12 protein-coding genes are annotated in these 11,913 nt (G+C 72.2%); 10 read left to right on the plus strand and 2 right to left on the minus strand.

What is annotated here, in order from left to right; genetic code table 11:
• The first annotated feature begins 89 nt into the window (after positions 1-89).
• The 7 genes from FBY23_RS19505 to FBY23_RS19535 are packed head-to-tail and all read left to right on the plus strand — an operon-like array spanning position 90 to position 7,709.
• A complete protein-coding gene (locus FBY23_RS19505) occupies positions 90-2,183 on the plus strand; it encodes an acetate--CoA ligase family protein (RefSeq protein WP_141799657.1) in 2,094 nt (697 codons plus the stop codon).
• 17 nt (positions 2,184-2,200) lie between these two features.
• Positions 2,201-3,013, plus strand: a complete 813-nt coding sequence (locus FBY23_RS19510; RefSeq protein ID WP_260806092.1) for an ABC transporter ATP-binding protein — start codon at positions 2,201-2,203, stop codon at positions 3,011-3,013.
• Complete coding sequence (locus FBY23_RS19515) at positions 3,010-3,840, plus strand: ABC transporter permease (protein WP_222117886.1); 831 nt, start codon at positions 3,010-3,012, stop codon at positions 3,838-3,840. Before FBY23_RS19510 ends, FBY23_RS19515 begins: the two co-directional genes overlap by 4 nt.
• A gap of 38 nt (positions 3,841-3,878) precedes the next feature.
• Positions 3,879-4,868 (plus strand): ABC transporter substrate-binding protein, encoded by a 990-nt coding sequence (locus FBY23_RS19520; protein ID WP_141799659.1) that lies wholly within the window; start codon positions 3,879-3,881, stop codon positions 4,866-4,868.
• A 7-nt stretch (positions 4,869-4,875) separates the two neighbouring features.
• The gene (locus FBY23_RS19525; RefSeq protein ID WP_141799660.1) at positions 4,876-5,577 is read left to right on the plus strand and encodes an NIPSNAP family containing protein; all 702 of its coding nucleotides are present in this window, start codon (positions 4,876-4,878) and stop codon (positions 5,575-5,577) included.
• Between the two features lie 19 nt (positions 5,578-5,596).
• A complete protein-coding gene (locus FBY23_RS19530; RefSeq protein WP_141799661.1) occupies positions 5,597-6,820 on the plus strand; it encodes a CaiB/BaiF CoA-transferase family protein in 1,224 nt (407 codons plus the stop codon).
• A gap of 10 nt (positions 6,821-6,830) precedes the next feature.
• The gene (locus tag FBY23_RS19535) at positions 6,831-7,709 is read left to right on the plus strand and encodes an SDR family NAD(P)-dependent oxidoreductase (RefSeq protein WP_141799662.1); all 879 of its coding nucleotides are present in this window, start codon (positions 6,831-6,833) and stop codon (positions 7,707-7,709) included.
• A gap of 5 nt (positions 7,710-7,714) precedes the next feature.
• Here the strand turns inward: FBY23_RS19535 and zwf are convergent, their stop codons facing one another.
• Positions 7,715-9,163 carry a glucose-6-phosphate dehydrogenase gene (gene zwf / locus FBY23_RS19540; protein ID WP_141799663.1) on the minus strand — a complete coding sequence of 483 codons (1,449 nt, stop codon included), beginning with the start codon at positions 9,161-9,163 and terminating at the stop codon, positions 7,715-7,717.
• 163 nt (positions 9,164-9,326) lie between these two features.
• Here zwf and FBY23_RS19545 point away from each other — a divergent pair, with 163 nt between their 5' ends.
• From FBY23_RS19545 to FBY23_RS19555, 3 genes are read left to right on the plus strand one after another with little or no spacing between them, the layout of a single operon-like run.
• Positions 9,327-10,067: a hypothetical protein gene (locus FBY23_RS19545; RefSeq protein WP_141799664.1), complete on the plus strand. Its 741-nt coding sequence runs from the start codon at positions 9,327-9,329 to the stop codon at positions 10,065-10,067.
• A gap of 19 nt (positions 10,068-10,086) precedes the next feature.
• Positions 10,087-10,605, plus strand: coding sequence for an RNA polymerase sigma factor (locus FBY23_RS19550; RefSeq protein WP_260806593.1), 519 nt, complete (start codon positions 10,087-10,089; stop codon positions 10,603-10,605).
• Complete coding sequence (locus FBY23_RS19555) at positions 10,598-11,410, plus strand: hypothetical protein (protein WP_141799665.1); 813 nt, start codon at positions 10,598-10,600, stop codon at positions 11,408-11,410. The genes FBY23_RS19550 and FBY23_RS19555 overlap by 8 nt, the downstream gene beginning before the upstream one ends.
• Here the strand turns inward: FBY23_RS19555 and FBY23_RS19560 are convergent.
• Positions 11,394-11,894 carry a TetR family transcriptional regulator gene (locus tag FBY23_RS19560; protein WP_141799666.1) on the minus strand — a complete coding sequence of 167 codons (501 nt, stop codon included), beginning with the start codon at positions 11,892-11,894 and terminating at the stop codon, positions 11,394-11,396. The genes FBY23_RS19555 and FBY23_RS19560 overlap by 17 nt on opposite strands.
• Between the last annotated feature and the right edge of the window lie 19 nt (positions 11,895-11,913).

Below are 11,913 nucleotides of genomic sequence, written 5' to 3' on the forward strand. Positions count from 1 at the left end.
CGCATCCTAGGCCTTGACAGACTAACGATCGTTAGTAAAACCTGACACTCCCCCCGAACCAAGCATTTGCTTCGCCCAAGGAGTGTTGGATGGACCACATCGACCGCGCGAGCGTCGACCTCGACGCCCTGTTCCGACCCGAGCGGGTGGCGGTGATCGGGGCCTCGGACGCCGAGGGGCGGCCGACGACCCTCAACTGGCGCCGGGTCGCCGCGTGGGCCGCGCGCGTCGGCGCCGAGGCGGTGCCCGTCCACCCCCGCCGCGAGGTCATCGACGGCATGACCGCCTACCGCAGCGTCGAGGACGTCCCCGGCAAGGTCGACGTCGCGATCGTGCTCATCGGCGACGTCGACTCGGTGCTGCCCGGCATCGCCGCGAAGGGGGTGGGCTTCGTGGTCCTCTTCGCGGCCGGGTACGCCGAGACCGGCCCGGCCGGCGAGCAGCGGCAGGCCGAGCTGGTCCGCTCGCTGCGGGCGGCCGGCGTCCGCGCGCTCGGGCCGAACACCAACATGAACCTCTTCGAGGAGTTCCGCACCGACCTGCCCGGGCGGCCGATCGCGCTCATCACCCAGAGCGGCCACCAGGGCCGCCCCGTCTTCCAGGGGCAGGAGCTGGGCATCCGGTTCAGCCACTGGGCGCCGACCGGCAACGAGGCCGACCTGAACGCCGCACACTTCGTCGACTACTTCGCACACGAGGAGGACACCGGCGCGATCGCGCTCTACCTCGAGGGCTTCGCCGACGGGACGGCGTTCCGGCGGGCCGCCCGCGCCGCCGCCCGCCGCGGCGTCCCGCTGGTCGCGGTCAAGGTGGGCCGGACCGAGCTCGGTCGCTCCTGGGCGATGTCGCACACCGGGCACCTGGCCGGCGCGGACGACGTTGCGTCGGCCGTGCTGCGCCAGTACGGCGTCGCCAGGGTCGACGGGCTCGACGAGCTCCTCGACACCGCGGCCCTCTTCGCCCGGGCCGGCGACCCGCCGCACGCGGGCGTCTGCGTCTACGCGATCAGCGGCGGGACGAGTGCCCACATGGCCGACCTGCTCGGCGCGGCCGGGCTCGAGCTCCCCGAGCTCAGCCCGGAGACCGTCACCACGCTGCGCCAGTGGATCCCCGACTACCTGCGGGTGAGCAACCCCGTCGACAACGGTGGCCACCCGGTGGGCGACTGGCGCGGCCGGCGCATCCTCGAGACGATCCTGGCCGACCCCGCCGTCGGCATCCTGGTCGTCCCCATCACCGGCGCCTTCCCGCCGATGAGCGACACGCTCGTCGCCGACCTGGTCGCCGTCGCCGAGACGACCGACAAGCCGATCTGCGTCATCTGGGGATCCCCCTCCGGCACCGAGGACGCCTACCGCCGGGTGCTGCTCGGCTCCCGGCTCCCCGTCTTCCGCACGTTCGGCAACTGCGTCGCCGCGATCCGCGCGCTCGCCGACCACCTCGAGTTCCGGCAACGGGCACACGAGCTGCCCGAGGTCCCCGACCCGCCGCGGACCGACGCCGCTGCCGGGCGCCAGCTCACCGAGCTCGACGCGAAGAGCCTGCTCGCCGAGCACGGCGTACCGGTCTCGCGCGACGTGCTGTGCGCGGACGCCGACGAGGTGGCCCGGGCGATCGAGCGCCACGGCGGCGCCGTCGTGCTCAAGGCGGTGGTCGACGGGCTCGCCCACAAGTCCGACCTCGGGCTGGTCCGGCTCGGGATCACCGATGCCGTGGCGGGACGCGCCGTCGTCGCCGACTTCGAGCGGATCGTCGCGGATCTCCCTGACAGCGAGCTCGCCGGCGTCCTGGTCAGTGAGCAGGTCGACGGCGGCGTCGAGATGGTCGTCGGCATCGCTCCCGACCCGGTGTTCGGTCCGACCGTGATGCTCGGCGTCGGCGGGGTGGCGGTGGAGATCTACCGCGACGTGTCCTTCCGGGTTCCGCCTTTCGACCGGTCCGAGGTGCACCGGATGATCGCGAACCTCACCGGATCGGCCCTGCTCACCGGGTTCCGCGGCTCACCGCCGGTCGACCTGGAGCCGCTCGTCGACGTCGTCATGGCCGTGCAGCGCCTGGCCGCCGACGGGGTCGTCACCGAGCTCGACATCAATCCGCTCATCGTCCTGCCCGAGCGCGTCGTCGCCGTCGACGCACTCGCCTCGATCCCCGACCAGCACCAGAACGCCGGAGCCGTCGCATGAACATCCCAGGAGCCACCTTGTCCCCCACCACCGAGCCCGCCACGACGGGCACCGCCGCTATCGAGGTGCGCGGCGTCGGCAAGAGGTACGGCACCCGTGACGCCGTCGTCGCCCTCGACGGCGTCGACCTCACGGTGCGCCAGGGCGAGTTCGTCTGCCTGGTCGGGCCGTCCGGCTGCGGCAAGTCGACCCTGCTGCGGATGATGGCCGGGCTCCACCGACCCAGTGAGGGCGAGGTCCTGGTCCACCACGAGGCCACCGGCCGCACGCCGACGGCGATGGTGTTCCAGGACTACGGGATCTTCCCGTGGAAGTCGGTGCGGGCCAACGTCCGGTTCGGCCTCGACGTCGCGGGCGTGCCGCGTGCCCAGGCGACCCGGACCGTCGACACGTGGCTGTCCCGCCTGGGCCTGGCCGACTTCGCCGACGCCTTCCCGGCGACCCTCTCGGGCGGCATGCGCCAGCGCGTCTCCATCGCCCGGGCGCTCGCCGTCGAGCCCGAGGTGCTCCTGCTCGACGAGCCGTTCGCGGCGCTCGACGCCCAGCTGCGCACCGTGCTCCAGGAGGAGCTCCTCGCGCTGTGGCAGAGCGACCGGCGCACGGTCGTCTTCGTGACCCACAGCCTGGAGGAGGCCATCCTGCTCGGCGACCGTGTCGTCGTCATGTCCGCCCGTCCGGGCCGGATCCTCGCCGATCTCCCCGTGCCGCTCGACCGGCCGCGCTCGGCCGAGACCCGGGGCGAGCCCGCGTTCGCGGCCCTGGAGCAGCAGCTCTGGTCACTCCTGCGCGACGAGGTCTCCCGCACCTTCGAGGGCGGGAGGGCCTCGTGAGCGCCACGGTGGCGGTCCGGCCGACGGCCGCGGAGATCGACCCGGTCCGGACGGCCCGCCGGCGCCGGCGGCTGGAGCGGTCGCTCGCCGTACTGACGCCGATGGTCGTGCTCGTCGCCTGGGAGGTCGCGGCGCGCACGGACGCCATCCCGGTGCGCTTCTTCCCCGCACCGACGATGATCCTGTCGACCGCCGGCGAGATGATCCGCAGTGGCGTGCTGCTCGACGACCTCGGCGCGACCCTGCGCCGCGTGGTGGTCGGGTTCGTCGCCGGTTCTGCGGCCGGTGCCGGGGCCGGCCTCGCGCTCGGGCTGTCCGGACTCGTCCGCGCGGCGCTCGACCCGTTCCTCTCGGCGCTCTACACCGTGCCGAAGCTCGCGCTCCTGCCACTGCTCCTGCTGATCTTCGGGCTCGGCGAGACGCCCCTCGTCCTGCTGGTCGCGCTGTCCGTCTTCTTCCCCACGTGGATCACCTGCATGGCCGGCGTGACCGCCATCCCGGAGGGCTACCGCGAGGCGGCCCGCGCCTTCGGCGCGAGCCGCTGGGACATGTTCCGCCACGTGCTGTGGCCGGCCTTCCTCCCGCAGCTGTTCGTCGCCCTGCGGCTCTCGGTGGGCGTCGCCATCCTCGTCATCGTCGGCGCCGAGTTCGTCCAGGGCAACAGCGGCGTCGGCTTCCGGATCTGGCACAGCTGGTCGCTCTTCCAGGCCCGGCCGATGTACGTCGGCATCTGCGTCATCGCTCTTCTCGGGTTGCTCTGCACGACCTTGGTGACCGCCCTAGGACGGCGGCTCCTCCCCTGGGCGCAGCCGGCGAACCGCCGGTGACCGCGCCACCCCACCACGACCCCAGCAAAGGAACCCACGTGTTGACCCGAAAGCTCGCCCTGCTCCTCGCCGGGCTCCTCGGCAGCGTCCTGCTCGCCGCCTGCGGCTCGTCGGACGACGCCGCCGACAAGAAGACCGTCAAGGTCGCCATCTCCGCCAAGCTCGAGGCCTTCGCGCCGCTGTTGGTCGGCATGGAGCTCGGAAGCTATGCCGACCAGGACATCGACGTCGAGATCGTCACCGCCGCACCCAGCGACGCGATGGTCCTGCTCGCCACCGGCGAGGTGGACGCCGTGTTCAGCGCGCCGAGCGCGGCCTTCTTCAACGCGGTGTCCGGCGGCTCGCCCATCAAGATCGTGGCACCCGGCATGTTCCCGCCGCCGAACAGCCGATCCGGCCTGTGGGTCAGCAAGGACCTCGCACCGAACGGCACCTTCGACCCCGCGAAGCTGCGCGGCCAGACCGTCGCGACCGCCGTCGGCGCCGGTGCGCCGGTCTCGATGGTGCTGGAGGAGGAGCTCGAGCGCAGCGGCATCTCCGCGAGTGACGTGGAGTTCCAGACGATGGGTGCCACGGACATCCTCGTCGCCCTCGAGAGCGGCGCGGTCAAGGCCGGCTGGCTCTCCGACCCGGTGTGGCTCGAGGCGGAGAAGTCCGCCGACCTCGCCTTCGCGTTCGGCCAGCCGGAGGACATCACCATGGGCGCGGTGCTCTTCGGCCCCAACCTGCTGGAGAAGGACCGGGACAAGGGCAAGCGCCTCCTGGCCGGCATGCGCAGCGTCGTCGCCGATCACCTCCAGGGCGCCTACCACGACGACCCCGAGGTCCGCGCCGCGCTGGTGAAGCAGCTCGAGATCTCCGACGACCAGCTCGACAAGCTGCCCGAGCTCGTCTTCCCGCCCGACCTGGCCTACCCGGACGGCCTCACCGACCGCTACCAGGCGACCTACGCCCGGCAGGACGGCGTGCTGGTCTACTCCGACCCGCTCACCGAGGACGAGGTCATCGACGCCAACCTCGCCAAGTAGCCGCCCGGTGAGCGCGATCTACATCCACGAGGAGATCGACATCATCGGGGCCCGCCGCGCCGACTACATGGAGCACATGACGTCGGGCTGGGACGCCGCCGCGCGCGCCGAGCGCGGGATGCGCTGCTTCGGGGTCTGGGCGACGGTCGGCAGCACCGGCCGCTGGCCGAGCGTCGTCAACATGTGGGAGCTGGACGGCTGGAAGGGACTCGCGGCCAACTTCGCCCACGAGCTCTCGCACGACTCGCTCCAGGACCCCACGCTGGCCAGGTGGTGGTCCGCGGCCGCCGAGCTCCGCTCCGGCGGGCGCGACCGCATCCTGCTGCCGGCCGACTACAGCCCGAGCATCGAGGCACTGTGCGCGGACCTGCCGCCCGCCGCCTGCCACCTCCACGAGGTGGTGGCGGTAGCACGGGGATCAGCGCGCGAGTACCTCTCGCTCCTGGCCGACCAATGGCTGGACACAGCGCTCGCCGCGGGACTCCGGCTCACCGGCGCCTACCGGACCGCGATGGTCTCCGACAGCGAGGTGATCGTCGTGTGGTCGGTCCCGGACTGGGACCACTGGGCGCAGGTCGAGGAGCTCCTCGACCACGATCCCGCCGTCGACCGGTGGCGCGAGCGCACCGCCGGCCTCGTCCTGTCCGACCGACGCACCCTGCTGTGCGCCGCTCCGAAGTCGCCCCTGCGCACCGGCCGCCAGCCCTGACCCTCGAGAGGAATCCTCCGTGACCCACCCACCCCTGCTCGATGGCATCCGCGTCGTCGAGTGCACGCTGCTGGAGCCCGGCGCCCTGGGCATGACCCTCGGCGACCTCGGCGCCGAGGTCATCAAGGTCGAACCCCCGGGCGGCGACTACATCCGCCGGCTCGGCTGGCCGATCGTCGAGGGGAGCTCGCTGCTGCACTGGCACGTCAACCGCGGCAAGCGGTCGATCCGCCTCGACCTGCGCTCGCCGGGCGGCCCCGAGGTGTTCCTCGACCTCGTCGCCGGGGCCGACATCGTGGTCGAGGGCATGCGGCCCGGCGCCCTGGAGCGCCGCGGCCTCGGCTTCGACCGGCTTCGCGGGGTCAACCCGGCGATCGTGCTCTGCTCGCTGTCCGGGTTCGGCATCGACGGGCCCTACCGCGACCTGCCGTCGCACGGCGTCGGCTTCGACGCGTGGGCCGGCCTCGCCGCGCCGGCCGTCGACGAGCAGGGGTTCACCTACATCCCCGAGCACACGGGCACCGGGACCAAGGTCGGCCCGCTGTGGGGAGCGCTCGCGGCGGTGTCCGCCGTGCTCCGCGCCCGTCGTACCGGCGTCGGGTGCCACCTCGACATCTCCCAGAGCGACGCGGCCGCCTTCAGCAACTGGCTGCCGATCGAGGGGCACCGGGCCTACGAGCGGCCGGAGCCCGAGGTGACCGGCAACCCGGCCGACGGTGGGGCGCGGCGGCGGCCGGGTCCGGGCGGCATGGAGGAGGCGGTGCGCTACCAGTACTACCGCTCCGCCGACGGGCACGTCCTCTTCCAGGCGTCCGAGCAGGAGTTCTGGCGCAACTTCTGCGTCGCCTGCGACCGGCTCGATCTCTTCGAGGGACGCGAGGGCCAGCAGTACGGCGACCACGCGACCGGCGACCGGGACCTGCGTGCCGAGCTGCGCGCACTCTTCGCGACCCGGACCACCGCGGACTGGGTCGAGCTCGGGCTGGCGATCGACTGCCCCATCGCGCCGGTCAACGACGCCGCCGGGATCGGCCGCGACCCCCAGTTCGCGCACCGCATGCCCTGGTGGCCCGCGGCCGAGCACGGCGCCGACCTGCTGCCGACACCGGTCAACGTCGTCGGCGAGCAGCGCCGCCCGCCCCGGCGCGCGCCCGAGGTCGGCGCGGACACCGAAGCGGTGCTCGCCGAGCTCGGGTACGCCGAGGACCGGGTAGCCTCGCTGCGCCGTGCCGGTGTCATCTAGGAGCCCAGCAGTGCCACAGCAGCAGGACCGCCGCGTCGCCGTCGTCACCGGAGCCAGCCGTGGGCTGGGCAAGGGAATCGCCCTCGCCCTGGGCGAGGCCGGCTACACCGTCTACGTCACCGGCCGCAGCGTCGCACCCGGGTCGCACGACCTCGGCGGCACCATCGGCGAGACCGCCGAGCAGGTCACCGAGCGCGGTGGGACCGGGGTGGCGGTGGCGTGCGACCACCGCGACGACGGGGCGGTCGCGGCCCTCGTCGAGCAGGTACGGCGCGAGCAGGGACACCTGGACCTGCTGGTCAACAACGCGTTCGCCGTACCCGACGAGGTCACCGCGGGCGGCGGGTTCTGGGAGAAGCCGCTCGACGCGGTGATGATGTTCGACGTCGGGCTGCGCTCGACGTACACGACGACCTGGCACGCCACTCCCCTGCTGCTGGAGTCGGCGCAGCGGGCACCGCTGGTCGTCAACATCTCCGGCTTCGGCGCGGTCTGCTACCTGCACGGTCCGGCGTACGGCGCGGTGAAGGCGGGCGTCGACAAGATGACCCACGACATGGCCGTCGACCTGGCCGACACCGGGGTCAGCGTCGTGGCCCTGTGGCCGGGGCTGCTGCGCACCGAGCGGACGATGCGGGTCGTCGACGCCGACCCGGACCTGTACGCCGCCTCGCTGCCGATCATGGAGCACCCTGAGCTGACCGGGCGGGTGATCGCGGCGCTCGCCGGCGGCCCGGCCGGAGTCAAGCGGGAGAAGACCGGGCGGGCGCTGATCGGTGCCGAGCTGGCGAGCGAGCTCGGGGTGAGCGACGTCGACGGCCGCACGCCGGTCTCCCGGCGCGACCTGCTCGGCGGGCCGGTCGGCTACAGCGACGTGGTCGTGCGCTAGCCGGGTCAGCCGCCCATGGCGTTGGGGTTGCGCCACTGCCGCTCGAACGGCAGCCGCCAGGCGTACGGCGCCACCAGCTGGTGGATCTGGTTCGGGCCCCAGCTGCCCTGCCGGTAGGGCCGGACGACGGGCGGATTCTCGAGCAGCGGCTCGGAGACCTCCCACAGCCGCTCGATGCCCTCGGCGGAGGTGAACAGGGTCTGGTCGCCGCGCGCGGCGTCGTAGATCAGCCGCTCGTAGGCCTCGAGCACGGAGCCGGCCCAGGTGGTGTCGCCCATCGCGAACTGCATCGAGAGCTTGTCGAGCTTCATGCCCGGACCGGGCCGCTTTCCGTAGAAGGACAGCGACATCTTGGCCTTGTCGGCCAGGTCGAAGGTCAGGTGGTCGGGGCCGTGGTCGCCGACGCCGGAGTTCTTCGGGAACATCGAGCGCGGCGGCTCCTTGAACGCGATCGAGATGATCCGGGCACCCTCGGCCATCCGCTTGCCGGTGCGCAGGTAGAACGGGACGCCGGCCCAGCGCCAGTTGTCGACGAAGCACTTGAGCGCGATGAAGGTCTCGGTCTCCGACTCGGGCGCCACGCCCTCGATGTCACGGTAGCCCTGGTACTGACCGCGTACGACGTTCGCCGGGTCGATCGGCATCATCGAGCGGAAGACCTTGTTCTTCTCCTCGCGGATCGCGTCGGGGTGCAGCGACGTGGGCGGCTCCATCGCGGTGAACGCGAGGACCTGGAACAGGTGGGTGACCACCATGTCCTTGTAGGCGCCGGTGGACTCGTAGAAGTTGGCGCGCTGCTCGAGCCCGAGCTCCTCGGGCACGTCGATCTGCACGTGGTCGATGTTGTTGCGGTGCCAGATCGGCTCGAACAGGCCGTTGGCGAAGCGGAAGGCGAGGATGTTCTGCGCGGCCTCCTTCCCGAGGAAGTGGTCGATCCGGTAGATCTGCGACTCGTCGAAGGTCTTGTGCAGCTCGGCGTTGAGCGCCTTCGCCGAGGCGAGGTCGACCCCGAACGGCTTCTCCATGATGATCCGGCTGCCCTCGGCCAGGCCGGCGTCGTCGAGGGTCTTCACCACCGACAGCGCGGCCTTCGGCGGGACGCTCAGGTAGTGCAGCCGGACCCGGTCCCCCGACCACTCGGACTCGGCCTTCTCGACCGCGGCACGCAGGCCCGCCGGCCCCTCGCTGCCGGGGGCCCAGTGCAGCAGCTTCGCGAACTCCGGCCAGGCCGCCATGTCGCCGTCGTCGCCCGAGAACTCCTGGACCGCCTCGTGCACGAACTGCACGAAGGACTCGGTGGTGTGCTCGTCGAGCGACGTACCGATGATCTGCAGCTGGGGCAGCAGCCCGGTCTCGAACAGGTGCAGCATCCCCGGCAGCAGCTTGCGGCGGGCGAGGTCTCCCGTCGCGCCGAAGAGCACGACCGTCACGGGCTTCTGGGTCTTCGGTGCCATGTCGTCCACTCTGCCTCCTCGTCGTTACGGCCACGATAACGAGCGGCGTACGACGACGGCCGGGCAAAGACCCGCGCGCGCCGGGAACCCGGTGGCGGACTCGGACCTCGTGGGTGCATCAGGGGCGACTCGGCGTCCGCCACCTTCCACCGAGGAGACCTCGATGTCATCACGAACGATCGCGGCCCGCGTGGCCCTCGCCGCGGCTCTCCTGCCGCTGGCCGCCGGCTGCTCCGACGACGAGCCCGCGGAGGCGACCCAGCAGGATGGTCCGTCCGTGGCCGCCGATCGATCCTCGGCTCCTGCCGCCGACCTTCCGGAGGGGATCCTCGCGCTCCCCGCGCGCGGGCCGGGCGAGGACTCCGTGAGTCTCGCAGCAGGCCGCTACCGCATCCCGCTCGACGACTCCCTCGCCTTCGACGTCGACCTCCCCACCGACACCTCCGCCCACGACGACGGCCTCTTCCTCGCCACCGACAGCTTCATCCTCAAGACCGAGCTCGCCGGCGACCAGTACGGCGTCCCCCGCGACCCCTGCACCGACCAGACCATCGTCCCCACCGGACCCACGGTCGACGACCTCGTCCAAGCCCTCACCACACTGCCGGCCTACCAGGTCTCGCCCCCGCAACCCGTCGACCTCGGCGGCGCACACGGCACCTACCTCGAAGCCCGCATCCCCGCCGGCTACGACGACACCAAGTGCGACGGCAGCGCCATCCAGCTCCCCGGCAACCCCGACACCGCCGTCAGCGGCCCCGCCCCCTACACCGGCCACTGGTGGATCCTCGACGTCGACGGCCGACGCGTCGTCGTCCAGCAGAACTGCTGGGGCTGCAGCAAGAAGGAGTTCGCCCGCGCCCCCGAGGCGCCGCAGAGCATCACCTTCACACCGGCCCCGTGATGCGGGACGGTTGAGCGAGATGGTGGAGGCGCTGATGGACGGTACGGAGCAGGCGGAGGACATCGACGCGCTGTACGCCGCGTCGTACCGCCGGCTCGTCGTCCAGATGTACGCGATCTGCGGTGATCTCACCGACGCGGAGGACGCCGTGCAGGACGCGTTCATCACCGCGATCCGCAAGCGCAGGACGCTGCGCTCGGTCGACAACCCCGAAGCATGGATCCGTACCGTCGCACTACGCCGGCTGCACCGCGGCTGGCGCCACCTCGCGGTGGTACGCCGACACCAGGCCCTGGACCGCGGCCCCGAGCCGGCGGTCGCGGTCGGTCCTGAGCACGTCGCACTGGTCAGTGCGCTCGCGCTCCTGGACCCGGCCCAGCGCGAGGTGGTGGTGCTGCACCACCTCGCCGACCTCTCGGTGGCGGAGATCGCCGAGCAGCTGCAGGTTCCGGAGGGCACCGTGAAGTCACGACTGGGCAGAGGACGACAGCGGCTCGGTGTGCTGTTGACGGACAAGGAGGAGCCGAGCCATGGCTGACTGGGAACCGCTCCGAGACCTCGCGCAGCGTGTGGTGCCGCCCGACTTCGACTCGTTGGTGAGCACCGCGCGCCGACGACAGCGCCGCACCGGGATCGCGGTCGGCGCGGTGACCGCACTCCTCCTCGTCGGCGGAGGCATCGTCGTGTCGACCGTCGATGACCACGGCGGTGCCATCCAGCCGGCGAAGGCACCGCCGACCTCGCCCTCCGACCTGCCGGCGGGCGTGCTCCCGCTGCCGCCACACGGGCCGGACGAGAACCCCGTCAGTCTCGCAGCAGGCCGCTACCGCATCCCGCTCGACGACTCCCTCGCCTTCGACGTCGACCTCCCCACCGACACCTCCGCCCACGACGACGGCCTCTTCCTCGCCACCGACAGCTTCATCCTCAAGACCGAGCTCGCCGGCGACCAGTACGGCGTCCCCCGCGACCCCTGCACCGACCAGACCATCGTCCCCACCGGACCCACGGTCGACGACCTCGTCCAAGCCCTCACCACACTGCCGGCCTACCAGGTCTCGCCCCCGCAACCCGTCGACCTCGGCGGCGCACACGGCACCTACCTCGAAGCCCGCATCCCCGCCGGCTACGACGACACCAAGTGCGACGGCAGCGCCATCCAGCTCCCCGGCAACCCCGACACCGCCGTCAGCGGCCCCGCCCCCTACACCGGCCACTGGTGGATCCTCGACGTCGACGGCCGACGCGTCGTCGTCCAGCAGAACTGCTGGGGCTGCAGCAAGAAGGCCCTCGACCGGGGCCCTCAGACGCCCGCGAGCATCACCTTCACGCGGACGGGCTGAGCCGCCGGCGCAGGCCGTCGAGCACGAGCTCGAGGCCGAGGGCGAAGTCGGAGTCGGAGTCGTCCTCGTGGGACAGGACGTACCGGAGCAGGGTGCGGGCTGCGATCCGGGCGAGGCCGGTGTCGGCCCCGGCGCGCTCCAGCGCCGCGCGCAGCGGCCGCTCCAGGCCCTCGGCGTCGGCGCGGTTGACCCGGGCGATGAGGACCGCGCCGTCGCGGTGGCGGCGCATCGCGTCGCGCAGGCCGAGGCAGAGCAGCTGGACCTCGGCGTCCCAGGCCATGATCTCGGCGGGGCGGCGGCCGCGGCGCAGGATCTCGTCGGCGATCGCCGCCAGCAGCGCGTCCTTGTTGGTGAAGTGGTGGTAGAGCGCGCCGGGCTGGACGCCGAGGTCGCCGGCGAGGCGCCGCATGGAGAGCGCGTCGAGGCCGTGGGCGTCGAGCACCTCGATCGCGCGCGCGACCACGTCGTCCCTCCGGTAGCGCACCCTGGCTCTCCTCGTCTCG

Origin of the sequence: Nocardioides sp. SLBN-35 (assembly GCF_006715725.1) — a bacterium.
GTDB lineage: Bacteria > Actinomycetota > Actinomycetes > Propionibacteriales > Nocardioidaceae > Nocardioides.